The following is a 15,806-nucleotide window of genomic DNA, read 5'->3' on the forward strand; positions in this document are numbered from 1 at the left end:
CTTAGCTGCCCGGCTGGGAAAACCCTTTGCTGCACCGCAGCCAGCCGTCCGTTGACGCCTTCCGTACTACTCCCACTACTGGTAGCTGCGTGCGTCCTCGATCACCTTGCCGTCGTTGGGCAGGCTGCCCGGTGGCACCACATGCACGTCGCCGCGCAGCTTGGTGACGTCGCGCACGGCGGTCTCGATCAGGCCGCGCAGCGTGTCGTCGACCTCGCTCGCTTCGACCTTCAGGCACATCTGGTCGTTGGCCATCTCGCCGCTGATGACCAGGCGCGCCTTGTGCACCTGCGGAAACCGCCGCGCGATGTCGGCCACCTGCGAGGCATGCACAAACATGCCCCGCACCTTGGTGGTCTGGTCGGCGCGGCCCATCCAGCCCTTGATGCGCGGCGCTGTGCGGCCGGTGGGGCAGGTGCCCGGCAAGATGGCCGACAGGTCGCCGGTGCCGAAACGGACCAGCGGGTACGCGGTATTGAGCGTGGTCACCACCAGTTCGCCCACCTCGCCCTCGGGCACCGGGTCGCCCGTGCCGGGGCGCACGATTTCCACGATCACACCTTCGTCGAGCACCAGGCCCTGGCGCGCCTGCGTCTCGTAGGCCACGAGGCCCAGGTCGGCGGTGGCGTAGGTCTGGTACACGTCCACACCCTGTTCTTTGAACCAGGCCGTGAGGCTGGGCGGGCAGGCTTCGCCACCCACCGACGCCTTCGTGAGACTGCGGATGTCGGTGCCCGCCTCCTTCGCTTTATCCAGCAGGATGCGCAGGAAACTCGGTGTGCCGGTGTAGGCGGCGGGTTGGAGGTCCACCATCGCGTCGAGCTGCTGCTCGGTCTGGCCGGTGCCGGCCGGGAACACCGTGCAACCCACGGCGTGGGCGCCCGACTCCAGGATGAACGCGCCGGGGGTCATGTGGTAACTGAAGCTGTTGTGTACCAGCTCACCTGCGCGAAAGCCCGCGGCAAACAATGCCCGGCCCGCACGCCAGTAGTCGCGCCCCGCGCCTTCGGGTTCGTAGATCGGACCCGGGCTGGCAAACACGCGCGACATGCCCGGACCACGCACCAGCGCGGCAAAGCCACCAAACGCATCACCGCCTTGCGCACGCGAGGCCTTCTGGCGCTCCAGCAGTTCGCTCTTGCGCGTGACCGGCAGGCGGGCGAGCGCGGCGCGGCTGTTGACGCTGGCGGCGTCCACGCCTTTGAGGATGTCGGCAAACGCCGCGCTGTTGCGTTGCGCGTGCGCGATCTGCAAGGGCAGCGCGGCCATCTGGGCCGCTTCTCGCTCGGCGGGCGATCGGGTTTCGAGGTTGTCGAAGAATTCGGTCTGTGCCATGGGTGCAATGTGCGGTTGAGGTGACTGGGACCAGAGATGCCGCGGAACCGGCTTTGCCGGGCCGCAGGCATCGCCCCCTTGAGGGGATGACGCGCCGAAGGCGCGGCGCGGGGGTGGACTATGCGAGCCAACGCTTTCTGCGCTTGTAGCTCTTCACGTCCTTGAAGCTCTTGCGCTCGCCACCACCCATGCCGAGGTAGAACTCTTTCACGTCTTCGTTGTTGCGCAATTCGCTGGCCAGGCCGTCCATCACGATGCGGCCGCTCTCCATGATGTAGCCGTAGTCGGCGTACTTGAGCGCCATGTTGGTGTTCTGCTCGGCCAGCAGGAAGGTGACCTTCTCCTTCTGGTTGAGGTCCTTCACGATCTCGAACACCTCTTCGACGATCTGCGGTGCCAGGCCCATGGAGGGCTCGTCGAGCAGCATCACGCTGGGGTTGGTCATCAGCGCGCGGCCAATGGCGCACATCTGCTGCTCACCGCCCGAGGTGTAGGCCGCCTGGCTGGTGCGCCGGGTTTTCAGGCGCGGAAAGTAGTTGTAAACCTTCTCCAGGTTGCGCGCGATCTCGGCCTTGTCCTTGCGGGTGTAGGAGCCGGTCATGAGGTTCTCTTCGATCGTGAGGTGGGCAAAGCAATGCCGCCCTTCCATGACCTGCACCACGCCGCGCTGCACGAGGTCGGAGGTGCTGAGGTTCTCGATGCGTTCGCCGCGCAGCTCGATGCTGCCCTTGGTGACTTCGCCACGCTCCGCCTTCAACAGGTTGGAGATGGCGCGCAGGGTGGTGGTCTTGCCCGCGCCGTTGCCTCCGAGCACGGCGGCGATCTTGCCCTCGGGCACATTGAGCGAGACGCCCTTGAGCACGAGGATCACGTGGTTGTAGATGACCTCGATGCCGTTGACGTTGAGGACGTTGGTGGGAGTCGTCATGGTGTGTTCCTTGGGAGCCATTTGAAAGACACGGCACGCCGGTCTTTCAAATGGCGCCGCGAGCGCCACGGTCTCTCAACCGTGGGACACCGCGGGTCCGGCTTTGCCGGCCCCAGGTGTCGCCCCCTTGAGGGGGTCGCGCGCAGCGCGGCGGGGGTGCTTCTTAACTCTGGCAGTCGGCGCCGGTGCGCCGGGTCAGCTTTTTCTCGGCGGCGTACTTGTCCGCAGCGGCCTTGACCATCGGGCGGATGATCTGCTCATCGCCCTGCAGCCAGTCGGAGGTCCACTCGAAATTGCTGCCGTTCCAGGTGTGCACGCGGGCCCATGACGCACCCATGTGGTCCTGGCAGCTGGTGGAGATCGGGCGCATCACACCCTTGAAGCCCAGCGCGTCGAGCTTGGCCTGGGTCAGGTTCAGGTTCTCGTAACCCCAGCGGGCCTGTTCACCCGTCATGACCTTGCCCTTGCCGTAGCGGTCCTGCGCAGCGCGCACGCCTTCAACCGCCAGCATGGCCGCCTGCAGACCGCGCATGTAGAGCACCTGGCCGACTTCTTCCTTCGGTCCGGTGCCCTGGCCCTTGCCGTGCACCTTGCTCAGGATTTCCTTGGCCACGGCCGCGTTGGGCTCGGCACCGTGCTGCATCATGATGGCGTTGTAGCCCTTGGCGCCCGCGCCGACGTCTTTCACGTCCGGCTCGGCACCCGCCCACCACACGCCGTACATCTTTTCGCGCGGGTAGCCGGTGGCTTGCGCTTCCTTCAGTGCGGTGGAGTTCATCACGCCCCAGCCCCAGTTCAGCACGTAGTCCGGACGGTCGCGACGGATCTGCAGCCAGGTGGCTTTCTGTTCCACGCCGGGGTGCGTCACGGGCAGCAGGCTCAGCGAGAAACCGTGCATGGCGGCGCGCTCCTGCAGCAGCGGGATGGGCTCTTTGCCGAACGGGCTGTCGTGGTAGACCAGCGCGATCTTCTTGCCCTTGAGCTTGTCCAGACCGCCCTCTTTTTTGGCGATGTGCTGGATCAGCGTATCGGCGGCCACCCAGTAGGTGCCCGAGAGCGGGAAGTTCCACTTGAACACACCGCCGTCGGCGGACTCGCTGCGGCCGTAACCGGCGGTGATCAGCGGGATTTTGTCGCCCGGGGCCTTTTCGGTGAGCGCGAAGGTGATGCCGGTGGACAGCGGCTGGAACACCGTGGCACCACCGTTCTTGCCCTTGAGGCGTTCGTAGCACTCCACGCCGCGGTCGGTGGCGTAGCCGGTTTCACACTCTTCAAACGACACCTTCACGCCGTTGATGCCGCCACGCTCGTTGACCAGCTTGAGGTAGTCCACGTAGCCGTTGGCGAACGGCACACCGTTGGGCGCGTAGGCGCCCGTGCGGTAGACCAGCACGGGGAAGAACTGTTCATTGGCTTGCGCCATGGCAGAGGGCGCCACCAGCGCGGCGGACACGCCGGCGCACGCGATGGACACGGACAGAACCAGATTTCGCAGCTTCATTTCGTTGTCTCCTAGTAAGAATCAAACACCGATCAACACAAAACACACCATGACCCTTGGATGTCGGACGGCCCACGCCGTTCCGAACTCAGTGCGGAAAGGGCCAGAGCCGCAACTTCTGTTTGGCAATGCTCCAGAGCTTGGCCAGACCGTGGGGTTCCACGATCAGGAACCAGACGATGAGCGCGCCGAAAACCATGAACTCGGTGTGCGAGACGGCGGCGGTGGAGATCTCCACACCGACGAGCGAGCCCACCGCGGGCAGGAACTGGTTCAGGAAGATGGGCAGCACGACGATGAAGGCCGCGCCGAAGAAGCTGCCCATGATCGAACCCATGCCGCCGATGATCACCATGAACAGCAGCTGGAAACTGCGGTCGATGGAGAAGGCCGCAGGCTCCCACGAGCCGAGGTGCACAAAGCCCCACAGGCCACCGGCCACACCGATGATGAAACTGCTGACCGCAAACGCGCTGAGCTTGGCGTACATGGGGCGGATGCCGATCACGGCGGCGGCCACGTCCATGTCGCGGATGGCCATCCACTCGCGGCCGATGGCCGAGCGCACCAGGTTCTTGGCCAGCAGCGCAAACACCACCAGAAAGCCCAGGCAGAAGAGGTACTTCTCCATCGGGGTGTTGATGGTCCAGCCGAGCACCGAGAGGTTGGACACCGAGACCGAGCCCGAGGCGGTGTTGTTGGTGAACCAGCCGATGCGCAGGAACGCCCAGTCGCAGAAGAACTGCGCAGCCAGCGTGGCCACCGCCAGATAGAGACCCTTCACACGCAGGCTGGGAATGCCGAAGAACATGCCCACCAGCGTGGCGAAGAAGCCCCCCGAGAGCAGGGCGATGATCAGTGGCATGCCCTCGATGCGCACGTAGGTGTTGTAGGCCATGTAGGCGCCCACGGCCATGAAGGCGCCCGAGCCGAGGCTGATCTGCCCGCAGTAACCCACCAGGATGTTCACGCCCAGCGCGGCCAGCGCCAGGATCAGGAAGGGGATGAGGATGGCGCGGAACATGTACTCATCGACCAGCATCGGCACGCCGATGAAGGCGAATGCGATGAAGGCGAGGATGACCCAGCGGTCCTGCGCGATCGGGAAGATCTGCTGGTCGGCGCGGTAGGAGGTCTTGAATTGACCGTTTTCACGATAGAACATGGTGTTTTCACTCAGTTGGGGTCAGAGAACATTGGCTGCGCAAATCGTGATCTGACCCACAAGGAATTCGGACTCAGACGCGGTCGATGATTTTTTCGCCGAACAAGCCTTGCGGCCGGAACAGCAGGAACACCAGCGCGAGCACATACGCAAACCAGATCTCGATGCCCCCGCCCACATAAGGGCCGAGGTAGACCTCGGAGAGCTTCTCGCCCACGCCGATGATCAGGCCGCCGATGATGGCGCCGGGCACCGAAGTGAGGCCGCCCAGGATGATCACGGGCAGAGCGCGCAGGGCCACGGTGGTGAGCGAGAACTGCACGCCCAGCTTGGAGCCCCAGATGATCCCGGCCACCAGCGCGGTGATGCCGGCCACGAACCAGACGATGACCCAGATGCGGTTGAGCGGAATGCCGATCGACTGCGCGGCCTGGTGGTCGTCGGCCACGGCGCGCAGCGCACGCCCGGTGGAGGTCTTCTGGAAGAACAGCGAGAGCACGGCCACCAGCAAGGCCGCCACGCAGGCCGCGTACACGTCCTCCAGGTTGACCAGCACGCCGCCTTCAAAGATCCCTTCGAACAGGAAGATCGGGTCCTTGGGCATGCCCACGTCGATCTGGTAGATGTTGGAGCCGAAGATGGTCTGGCCCAGTCCGTCGAGGAAGTAGGTGATGCCCAGCGTGGCCATCAGTAGCGTCACGCCTTCCTGGTTGACCAGGTGGCGCAGCACCAGGCGCTCGATCAGCCAGGCCAGCACGAACATGAGCGCACCGGCCATGAGGAAGGCGATCAGGTTGCCCAGAAATTTGTCCTCGATACCCAGCCAGCCCGGCACCCAGCCCGAGAAACGCGCCATGGCCAGCGCCGCGAACAGCACCATGGCGCCCTGCGCGAAGTTGAAGACGCCCGAGGCCTTGTAGATGAGCACGAAGCCCAGCGCCACCAATGAATACAGCATGCCGGCCATCAGGCCGCCGAGAAGAGCTTCAAGGAAAAATGCCATGGTGTTTCTCGCTCAGTGGCTGGTTCCAAGGTAGGCGCTGATCACCTCCTCGTTGTTGCGGACTTCTTCGGGCGTGCCGTCGCCGATCTTCTTGCCGTAGTCGAGCACCACCACGCGGTCGGAGATGTCCATCACCACGCCCATGTCGTGCTCGATCAGCACGATGGTGGTGCCGAACTCGTCGTTCACATCGAGGATGAAGCGGCTCATGTCCTGCTTCTCCTCCACGTTCATGCCGGCCATGGGTTCGTCCAGCAGCAGCACCTGCGGCTCCATGGCGAGAGCCCGGCCCAGGTCCACGCGCTTTTGCAGGCCGTAGGGCAAGGTGCCCACGGGCGTCTTGCGGAAGGCCTGGATCTCCAGGAAGTCGATGATGTGTTCGACGAACTCGCGGTGCTGCTCTTCTTCTTTTTGCGCGCCGCCGATGCCGAACGGATTGCGAAACGCCTGCGCGAGCAGGTTGCTTTTGATGCGCAGGTTGCGCCCGGTCATGATGTTGTCGATCACGCTCATGCCCTTGAAGAGCGCGAGGTTCTGGAAGGTGCGCGCGATGCCCATCTCGGCCACCTGGCGGCTGTTCATGTGCTTGAAGGTCTGGCCGCGAAAGCTGATCGAACCCTCTTGTGGCTGGTACACGCCGTTGATGCAGTTGAGCATGGAGCTCTTGCCCGCGCCGTTGGGGCCGATGATGGCGCGCACCTCGTGCTCGCGCACGTTGAAGCTGATGTCGGTGAGTGCCTTGACGCCGCCAAAGCGCAGGCTGATGTTGTGCACGTCGAGGATGACGTCGCCGATTTTCTTGCTCATGGGATGGTCTTGGTGCTTCAGGCTGCGGCTTTCACCGGGGCAAAGGTCTTGGCGTCACCCAGCTTCAAGGTGGCGTTGACCGAGCCGCTGCGCCCGTCTTCGAACTTCACCTGGGTTTCGATGTACTGCTCGGTCTTGCCGCTGTAGAGGGCGTCCACCAGCGCGGCGTAGCGCTCGCTGATGAAGCCGCGGCGCACCTTGTTCGTGCGGGTGAGCTCACCGTCGTCGGCGTCCAGTTCCTTGTGCAGCACCAGGAAGCGGCTGATCTGGCTGCCCGCGAGCAGCTCGTCGCGGCTCAGGTCGGCATTGACCTTTTCCACGCAGTCGCGGATGAGTTCGTACACCTCGGGTTTTTGCGCGAGGTCGGTGTAGCCGGCGTACGAGAGGTTGCGCCGCTCGGCCCAGTTGCCCACGGCCTCGAAGTCGATGTTGAGCATCACGCACACCCGGTCGCGCTTGTCGCCCAGGGCCACGGCTTCCTTGATGTAGCTGAAGAACTTCAGCTTGTTCTCCACATACTTGGGCGCGAACATGGCGCCATCGTGCACACCGCCCATGAGGCGGCCCACATCTTTCACGCGGTCGATGATCTTGAGGTGGCCGGATGCGTCGATGAAGCCGGCGTCGCTGGTGTGGTACCAGCCGTCGGCCGTGAGCACCTCGGCGGTGGCGGTCGGGTTCTTGTAGTAGCCCTTGAGGAGGCCGGGCGACTTCACCAGGATCTCGCCCGACTCGCTGAGCTTGATCTCCACGCCCTCGCAGGGCACGCCCACGGTGTCGGCCCGCGCCTCGTGGTCGGGCTGCAGGCAGACGAACACGGCGGTTTCGGTGGAGCCGTAGAGCTGCTTGAGGTTGATGCCGATGGAGCGGTAGAAGCTGAAGAGGTCGGGTCCGATGGCTTCACCGGCGGTGTAGGCCACGCGCACGCGGCTCAGCCCCAAGTTGTTGCGCAGCGGGCCGTAGACCAGCCAGTCGCCCAGCTGGTACTTGATGGAATCCACCAGCCCGATGGACTTGCCGTCCATGCGGGTGGGGCCCACGCGCTGGGCCACGTCCATGAAGTAACGGAACATGCCGCGCTTGATGGCGCCGGCGTCTTCCATGCGGATCATCACGCTGGTGAGCAGGCCTTCGAACACGCGCGGTGGTGCGAAGTAGTAGGTGGGGCCGACTTCCTTCAGGTCGATGGTCACGGTGGCGCCGGACTCCGGACAGTTCACCACGTAGCCGGCCACCAGCCATTGCGCGTAAGAAAAGATGTTCTGGCCGATCCAGGCCGGCGGCATGTAGGCCAGCACCTCGTCGGCGGGGGTGAGCTTGTCGAAGCGCGCTCCCACGTCGGCCCGGTTGATCAGGGTGTTGTGGGTGTGAACGACGCCCTTGGGGTTGCCGGTGGTGCCGCTGGTGAAGAACATCGCGGCCACGTCATCGGGGCGGCAGGCGGCCACCTGCTCGCGGAACAGCTGTGGATGGGCCTTGGAATGCGCCTGGCCGGCGGCGATGAGTTCCTCCACACCACCCAGGCCGGGCTGGTCGTAGTTGCGCAGGCCGCGCGGGTCGTCGTAGTAGATGTGCGAGAGCTGCGGGCACTGCTCGCGGATCTCCAGCATCTTGTCGACCTGCTCCTGGTCTTCGACCACGCAGAAACGCACGTCGGCGTTGTTGATCGGGAAGACGCACTCACCGCCCACCGCGTCCTGGTAGAGCGGGATCGGGATCGCCCCCAGCGACTGCGCGGCCAGCATGGTGGCGTAGAGCCGGGGCCGGTTGGCGCCGATCACCACCATGTGTTCACCGCGCGTCAGGCCGGCCTGGTGCAGGCCGCAGGCCAGCGCTTCGACCAGCCGGGCCATGCTGCTCCAGCTCGTGGTCTGCCAGATGCCGTATTCCTTCTCGCGCATCGCCGGCGCGTCGGGGCGGCGCTGGGCGTGGTCCAGCAAGAGCTGGGGGAATGTCGTTTGCATGTGTGTCTCCTGGGCCGGTCTGGTCTGCCGACGTTGGGATGTCCCGCCAAGGACACCCACCGATGAAGCGGATCGTAGGACTTCGTTTGACGTCATGTTGTCGGTGCGACGACAATTGCGGGTCATCCCTCCTAGGACTTTCCCGTACGGGTTTGCGCCTTTCAGACCGCCATGAGCCTCTTCACCCCCCACCGCTCCGGCAACGACCTGCGCACCCGCGCCCGCCCGCCCACCGAGGCAGAACTGGCCGAAATTCCCTGGCTGCAACGCCTCACGCCCATCGAGCGTCAGCGCGCGGTGGACGCGCTGGTGGTGGGCGAGGCCGATGCGGGGGACACCATCTGCCGCTTTGGCCGGCCCGTGACCTACTGGTTCGGTCTGGTGGACGGCCTGCTCAAGATGAGCAACGACGACTCGCAAGGCCCGGTGGTCACCTTCACCGGCGTGGCGCCGGGAGGCTGGTTTGGCGAGGGCACGGTGCTCAAACACGAGCAGTACCGCTACAACATCCAGGCGCTGCGCAAGAGCCGCGTGGCCGGCCTGCCTGTGGAGACGTTTGACTGGTTGCTCGACCACTCGATCGGTTTCAACCGGTTTGTGATGCACCAGCTCAACGAGCGCCTGGGGCAGTTCATCGCCGCGCGCGAGATCGACCGCCTGGGCAGTCCCGACCTGCGCGTGGCGCGCAACCTGGCCGCGCTGTTCCACCCGCTGCTCTCGCCCAACGTGGCCGGCGTGCTGCGCATCACCCAGCAGGAGCTGGCCTACCTCGTCGGCCTGTCGCGCCAGCGAACCAACGAGGCACTCACCACGCTGGCGGCCAAGGGCTGGATCCGCGTGGAATACGGCGGTTTGCGTGTGCTGGACCTAGCCGCCCTGAGATCCGGGCAACTCGATGAATCGTGACCCCCACGCTCCACCGCTGCGCGGGTCGCTGCCCCCCGCGGGGGCTGGCCTTGCTTGGGGGCGGCCCGGCGCAGCGGCCCATCTGGGATGATCGACCCATGACCACCGACAAACCCGCCCGCACGCTCAAGCTCACCCCGGGCGCAGCACAGAAAAAACCCGCCGATCCGTTTGCGCCGCGCCGCGCGCCGGTGCGCCCACCCGGTCCGGCCCGCGCGAAGAGCGTGTCGGCCTCGGCACCCAAGCCGCCGCGTGAACCGGTCAAGCCCTACGGCGCCCCGCGTGGCGGCCCAGAGGGCGAGCGTCCGCGCTACAACGCAGACCGTCCACGCACGGGCCCTGGCGCTGGCCCGCGTGGCGACGACCGAGGCTGGAGCGAACGCCCCGCGCCGCGTCGCGCCGACGACCGTCTTGGAGCCACCGACCGTCCCCAGCGCGGTCCCGCTCCGGCACCACGCCCCCAGCCGCACCGGCCCGACCTGGCCCGCGTCGGCAACGTGCGCGGTGAAATTCGCCTCAACAAACGCATGGCCGACCTGGGCCTGTGCTCGCGCCGCGAGGCCGATGAATGGATCGCGCGCGGCTGGGTGCTGGTCAACGGCGAACCCGCCGTGATGGGCATGCCGGTGGCACCCGACGCGCAGGTGGACGTGTTGCCGCAGGCGCGCCACCAGCAGGCCGGGCAGGTCACCATCCTGCTGAACAAACCGGTGGGCTATGTGAGCGGCCAGCCCGAAGACGGCCACGAGGCAGCGGCCACGCTGATCGGCGCGCCGAGCCAGTGGCGCGGCGACGCCAAGACGCCGGCGGATGGCCGCCGCTTCGCGCCCGAACACACGCGCGGCCTGGCCCCGGCCGGCCGGCTCGACATCGACTCCACCGGCCTGCTCGTGCTCACGCAAGACGGCCGCGTGGCGCGCACGCTGATCGGCGAGAGCAGCGGCGTGGAGAAGGAATACCTGGTGCGCGTGCAGTTCGCGCCCAACGGCCCCATGGGTGCGGGCGTGATCGCCGAGAACGTGCAGGCCATTTTTCCGCCGCACCAGTTGGCCCGGCTGCGCCACGGCCTGAGCCTGGACGACCAGCCCTTGAAACCCGCGCAGGTGGAGTGGCAAAACCCCGAGCAGCTGCGCTTCGTGCTGGTGGAAGGCAAGAAGCGCCAGATCCGCCGCATGTGCGAGCAGGTGGGCCTGCACGTGGTGGGTCTGAAGCGCGTGCGCATCGGGCAGGTGGTGCTGGGCAATCTGCCGGTGGGGCAATGGCGGTATTTGCGGGCAGACGAAGCTTTTTGAGTCGTTGATTCGCTTTGCGACCTGCGCGAGCCGGGTCGGAGAACGCGCACCCGCTCCGTCCGGCCTCGCACAAATAGCCGAGTGAAACCCGGGCACGCCAATCCCCGACACACAAAAGCAAAGCCCTGAGGGCCACAATGGCCCATGACCCGAGCCAAACCCTCCACCACCCGTCAGGCCGTGTTGCGCCACCTGCGGCCCAGCGACCTGCAGGCTGCGGTGCGGCTCGCCACGCAGGCCACCACCGGGGTCATCGGCATTGCCGAGGGCGTGCACCAGTCGGTGCGACGCAAGCTGGGCCTGTCGGCGGGCACGGAAAACGACCGCACCGGTGGCCTCACCGGGCAGATCTACCGCGGCATCCGCGGCGTCACCGAACTGGTCGGCCACGGGCTGGATGGAGCACTCGCGACCCTGCTGCCGCTGCTGGACGATCCCTCGACCCACCCCGAGCCCTCGCCCGGGCGCGAAGCTGTGCTGGCCGCACTCAACGGCGTGATGGGTGACCGCCTGCTCGCACAGAACAACCCGCTGGCCCAGCGCATGGAACTGCGCCTGGCCGGGCAGGCCTTGCCCATGGACCGCCCGATGCAATTGCGCGAGCGGCTGGCCGGCACCTCGCCCCACCTGCTGCTGCTGGTGCACGGCCTGTGCATGAACGACACGCAGTGGCATCGCAACGGCCACGACCACGGTGCATTCCTGGCCCAGGCGATCGGCTGCACACCTGTCTACGCTCGGTACAACAGCGGCCTGCACACGTCCATCAACGGCCGCGAACTCGCCGGCCAGCTCGAGCGCCTGGTCGCCCAGTGGCCGGCGCTTGAATCCATCACCGTGCTCGGCCACAGCATGGGCGGGTTGCTGGCGCGCGCCGCCGTGTTCTACGGCCGGCAGATGGGCCACCACTGGCCTGCGCAACTCAAGCACCTGGTGTTTCTCGGCACGCCGCACCACGGGGCGCCACTGGAGCGTGCTGGCCACGGGGTGGACGTGTTGCTCTCCGCCTCGCCCTTCACCCTGCCGTTCACGCGCCTGGGCATGCTGCGCAGTGCCGGCATCACCGACCTGCGCCACGGCCATGTGCTGGACGACGACTGGCAGGGACGGGGCCGGTTCGATTCCCCCCATGACCACCGCGTGCCGCTGCCACTGCCCGAAGGTGTGGCCTGCTTCGCCGTGGCCGCCACGCTCGCACCCCAGCGCGGCCTGCTGGCCGACCGCCTCACGGGTGACGGCCTGGTGCCCCTGCGCAGCGCGCTGGGCCAGCACGATGAGGCCGCGCGAAAGCTGGTGTTTGCCAAAGACAGCCAGTGCACGGTCTACCGCACCGGCCACCTGGAGCTGCTGTCCAGCGCGGTGGTGGCGCAGCAGCTGGTGCAATGGTTGGCGCCATCGGTGGTGGAAGTCGACTGAGGTCCACACCCGGCCCGCTTGAAATCGCCGCGGCCGCCCATAATTCCGCCTCGCGCCGGCCCTTCCAGGGCGTCCCCCTCTTTCTTCTCAACGAAATCCCATGAGCAAACAAACCCTGTCGTTCCAGGCCGAAGTGGCGCAGCTGCTGCACCTGGTCACCCATTCGCTGTATTCCAACCCCGACATCTTTTTGCGCGAGCTGGTGTCCAACGCATCGGACGCTTGCGACAAGCTGCGGTTTGAAGGCCTGAACAACGCCGCCTTGTTCGAGGACGCGCCCAACCTCGACGTGCGCGTGGCTTTCGACACCGAGGCCCGCACCATCACCATCACCGACAACGGCATCGGCATGAGCGCGCAGGAGGCCATCGACCACCTGGGCACCATCGCGAAGAGCGGCACCAAGGATTTCATGAGCCACCTCAGTGGCGACCAGAAGCAGGACGCCCAGCTCATCGGCCAGTTCGGCGTGGGCTTCTACTCGGGCTTCATCGTGGCCGACAAGATCACCGTGGAGAGCCGCCGCGCGGGCCTGCCGGCGGCCGAGGGCGTGCGCTGGGTCAGCGGCGGCACCGGCGACTTTGAAGTCGAGACCATCGAGCGCGCGGCGCGCGGCACCAGCGTCATCCTGCACCTGCGCGAAGACGCCGGCGACTACCTCGACCGCTGGAAGCTCAAGTCCATCATCGGCAAGTACTCCGACCACATCAGCCTGCCCATCCTGATGCAGAAGGAAGAGTGGGACGCCGAGAAGGGCGAGCAGGTGAAGCTCGACGAGTGGGAAGCCGTGAACTCGGCCAACGCGCTGTGGGCGCGCAGCAAGAAGGACATCAGCGACGAGCAGTACGCCGAGTTCTACAAGAACCTGAGCTACGACACCCAGGCCCCGCTGGCCTGGAGCCACAACCGCGTGGAGGGCAGCACCGAGTACACGCAGCTGCTTTTCATTCCGGCCAAGGCACCGCAAGACTTGTGGAACCGCGACCGCAAGGCCGGCATCAAGCTGTATGTGAAGCGCGTCTTCATCATGGACGAGGCCGAAGCACTCATGCCGGCCTACCTGCGCTGGGTCAAGGGCGTGGTCGATTCGGCCGACCTGCCGCTCAACGTGAGCCGCGAACTGCTGCAGGAAAGCCGCGACGTGAAGGCGATCCGCGAAGGCAACACGCGCCGCGTGCTGGCCATGCTCGACGACATGAGCAAGGACGTGGAGAAGTACGCCGGCTTCTACGCCGAGTTCGGCGCGGTGCTCAAGGAAGGCCTGGGCGAGGACTTTGCCAACCGCGACAAGCTGGCCAAGCTGCTGCGTTTTGCCAGCACCGCAGGGAGTGATCTGACCTCGCTCGCCGACTACAAGGCCCGCATGAAGGAAGGTCAGGCCACGATCTACTTCATCACCGCCGACAGCCTGGCCGCTGCAAAGAACAGCCCGCAGCTCGAGGTGTTCCGCAAGAAGGGCATCGAGGTGCTCTTGATGACCGACCGGGTGGACGAGTGGGCGCTGAGTTTCCTCACCGAGTTCGACGGCACGCCGCTGCAAAGCGTGGCCAAGGGGGCGGTCGACCTGGGGGCGCTGCAGGACGAAGACGAAAAGAAGGCCGCTGAGGCCGCGGCCGAAGTGTTCAAGCCGGTGCTGGAACGCCTGAAGGACAGCCTGAAGGACAAGGCCAAGGACGTGCGCGTGACCTCGCGCCTGGTGGATTCTCCGGCCTGCCTCGTGGTCGAAGACGGCGACCTCTCCACCCAGCTGGCCCGCATGCTCAAGCAGGCCGGCCAGCCTGCGCCCGATGTGAAACCCATCCTGGAGGTGAACGCCGAACACGCGCTGGTGAAGAAGCTGGAGAGCAGCGAACACTTCGACGATCTGGCCCACATCCTGTTCGACCAGGCCCTGCTGGCCGAGGGCGGATTGCCGGACGATCCAGCGGCGTATGTCAAGCGTGTGAATTCGCTGCTGTTGTGATCGCCTGACTGCGGTGCTGAAGCCCTGGGGCGGGTGACTACACTGTGCCCCGGGGGGTTTTTCCATGGATCGGTGCATCGCAACCGATCCTCAACACAGTCAACCGGTCCTACCGTGTACCTTCAGCGCCCATTCGATCACGTCGTCACCTTCCGCAACAGCCAGGGCGAGAGCGCCCGCGGGACCCTGACCAGCCTGCAGCGCCGCTCTCTGGTGATGGAGATCTACAACCCGTACTCGATCGTGCAGGTCAGCGAGGTGCTCGGGGAGCTGACCATCCGCTCGGGCGACAGCAACCTCTACAAGGGCAAGGCGGTGGTGGTGAGCCTGCTCAACACCGGTCTGATGGCGGTGGTGTCGGTGGCCCTCATTGACGAGTGGTCGGACCTCAACGCGATCCGCGGTGACGTCAGCAAGGTGCACGACGAAGCCATGCGCTTCGTTGCCGACTGGGAATCGCGCTTCAAGGTCAAGCAAAGCTACCAGGTCACCATCAGCGAGTTCCGTGCTTTTCTGGCCGAGACCGCGCGCTGGGCGGATCAGGCAGACATGTCGTCTGTTTTGCCCCGCGAGGCCGATGGCCGACTGAGATCTGATGTCTTCGACGAGCTTGCCGAGCCGATCATGAAGAAGGGCGCGGAGTATTTCGTGTGGCTGGAGGAGGAGGGTTCACGAATCCCGGAGGAAGATGCAGTTGCACACCGCAACTTTGCTCAGACGGCGTTGCACCCGCTGCTGTTGCGCGCGCCCTTCGTGTACCGCACCTTCGCAAAACCGCTCGGCTACGCGGGCGACTACGAGATGGTGAACCAGATCCTGGCCGATCCACGCCAGGGCAACAGCACCTACTTCCAGATCATCAACGCCTTTTTCTTGAAGGCGGCGGTTGCGCAGGCGCACCGCAACCGCATCGACATCTTGGTGGAATACCTCGGTCGCGTGGCCGCTCAGGCCAAGGAGGCGGGCCGCAAGGCGCGGGTGCTCAACGTCGCGTGTGGTCCGGCGGTTGAAATCCAGCGCTTCATCGCCTCGGATCCCAACGCGGAGAGCCTTTCCTTCACCCTTCTGGATTTCAGTGAGCCCACGCTGGAGTACACGCGTTCCTGCATTGAACGCGCAGCCAAGCAGGGGGGCAAAAAGGTGGAGGTCGAGTACGTGCAGGAGTCTGTGCACCAGTTGCTCAAGCGAGCGTCCAAGCGCGAAGACGGTCTGGATGAGGGCGTCTTCGACTTCGTGTATTGCGCCGGACTCTTCGACTACCTCTCCGACAAGGTTTGCTCGCGGCTGCTCGAGTATTTTGTGGCGCGCACCCGGCCGGGCGGTCTGGTGATGGTCACCAACGTGCATTCGTCCAACCCTCAAAAGAACGTGATGGAACACCTTCTGGAGTGGCATCTCATTTACCGCGATGAAGCTGGCCTTGAGGCTGTGCTGCCGCAGCCCCGCGAGGATACCCGGCTGTTCACGGACGCCACGGGCGTCAATGTCTTTGCGGAGTTCTGCGTGCCGGGGCCGGCTTGAGCGCT

The 15,806-nt window shown here is 65.6% G+C and carries 12 protein-coding genes; 5 read left to right on the forward strand and 7 right to left on the reverse strand.

Annotation, left to right across the window (positions count from 1 at the left end):
* Window positions 1-75: 75 nt before the first annotated feature.
* The 7 genes from BSY239_RS01180 to BSY239_RS01210 form a co-directional block, all read right to left on the reverse strand.
* Window positions 76-1,335 carry a phenylacetate--CoA ligase family protein gene (locus BSY239_RS01180; RefSeq protein WP_069045223.1) on the reverse strand — a complete coding sequence of 420 codons (1,260 nt, stop codon included), beginning with the start codon at window positions 1,333-1,335 and terminating at the stop codon, window positions 76-78.
* Window positions 1,336-1,453: 118 nt separating this feature from the next.
* Complete coding sequence (locus BSY239_RS01185; RefSeq protein WP_069048696.1) at window positions 1,454-2,263, reverse strand: ABC transporter ATP-binding protein; 810 nt, start codon at window positions 2,261-2,263, stop codon at window positions 1,454-1,456.
* Between the two features lie 163 nt (window positions 2,264-2,426).
* Complete coding sequence (locus tag BSY239_RS01190; RefSeq protein ID WP_069045224.1) at window positions 2,427-3,764, reverse strand: ABC transporter substrate-binding protein; 1,338 nt, start codon at window positions 3,762-3,764, stop codon at window positions 2,427-2,429.
* A gap of 88 nt (window positions 3,765-3,852) precedes the next feature.
* Window positions 3,853-4,929, reverse strand: a complete 1,077-nt coding sequence (locus BSY239_RS01195; RefSeq protein ID WP_069045225.1) for a branched-chain amino acid ABC transporter permease — start codon at window positions 4,927-4,929, stop codon at window positions 3,853-3,855.
* Between the two features lie 73 nt (window positions 4,930-5,002).
* Complete coding sequence (locus tag BSY239_RS01200; protein WP_069045226.1) at window positions 5,003-5,932, reverse strand: branched-chain amino acid ABC transporter permease; 930 nt, start codon at window positions 5,930-5,932, stop codon at window positions 5,003-5,005.
* 12 nt (window positions 5,933-5,944) lie between these two features.
* Window positions 5,945-6,739, reverse strand: coding sequence for an ABC transporter ATP-binding protein (locus tag BSY239_RS01205; protein WP_069045227.1), 795 nt, complete (start codon window positions 6,737-6,739; stop codon window positions 5,945-5,947).
* 17 nt (window positions 6,740-6,756) lie between these two features.
* The gene (locus tag BSY239_RS01210; RefSeq protein ID WP_069045228.1) at window positions 6,757-8,703 is read right to left on the reverse strand and encodes an AMP-dependent synthetase/ligase; all 1,947 of its coding nucleotides are present in this window, start codon (window positions 8,701-8,703) and stop codon (window positions 6,757-6,759) included.
* A 171-nt stretch (window positions 8,704-8,874) separates the two neighbouring features.
* Between BSY239_RS01210 and BSY239_RS01215 the strand changes: the two genes are divergently transcribed.
* The 5 genes from BSY239_RS01215 to BSY239_RS01235 all read left to right on the forward strand — a co-directional run bounded on the left by BSY239_RS01215 (window position 8,875) and on the right by BSY239_RS01235 (window position 15,801).
* On the forward strand, window positions 8,875-9,609 hold the full coding sequence (locus tag BSY239_RS01215) for a Crp/Fnr family transcriptional regulator (protein ID WP_069045229.1): 735 nt from the start codon (window positions 8,875-8,877) through the stop codon (window positions 9,607-9,609).
* 98 nt (window positions 9,610-9,707) lie between these two features.
* Window positions 9,708-10,901 carry a pseudouridine synthase gene (locus tag BSY239_RS21880; protein ID WP_083239744.1) on the forward strand — a complete coding sequence of 398 codons (1,194 nt, stop codon included), beginning with the start codon at window positions 9,708-9,710 and terminating at the stop codon, window positions 10,899-10,901.
* 144 nt (window positions 10,902-11,045) lie between these two features.
* Window positions 11,046-12,317 carry an esterase/lipase family protein gene (locus BSY239_RS01225; protein WP_069045230.1) on the forward strand — a complete coding sequence of 424 codons (1,272 nt, stop codon included), beginning with the start codon at window positions 11,046-11,048 and terminating at the stop codon, window positions 12,315-12,317.
* Window positions 12,318-12,417: 100 nt separating this feature from the next.
* Complete coding sequence (htpG, locus tag BSY239_RS01230) at window positions 12,418-14,280, forward strand: molecular chaperone HtpG (protein WP_069045231.1); 1,863 nt, start codon at window positions 12,418-12,420, stop codon at window positions 14,278-14,280.
* A gap of 114 nt (window positions 14,281-14,394) precedes the next feature.
* Window positions 14,395-15,801, forward strand: a complete 1,407-nt coding sequence (locus BSY239_RS01235) for a class I SAM-dependent methyltransferase (RefSeq protein WP_069045232.1) — start codon at window positions 14,395-14,397, stop codon at window positions 15,799-15,801.
* The last annotated feature ends 5 nt before the right edge of the window (window positions 15,802-15,806 follow it).

It is taken from the genome of Hydrogenophaga sp. RAC07, assembly GCF_001713375.1.
Classification (GTDB): Bacteria; Pseudomonadota; Gammaproteobacteria; order Burkholderiales; family Burkholderiaceae_C; genus Hydrogenophaga.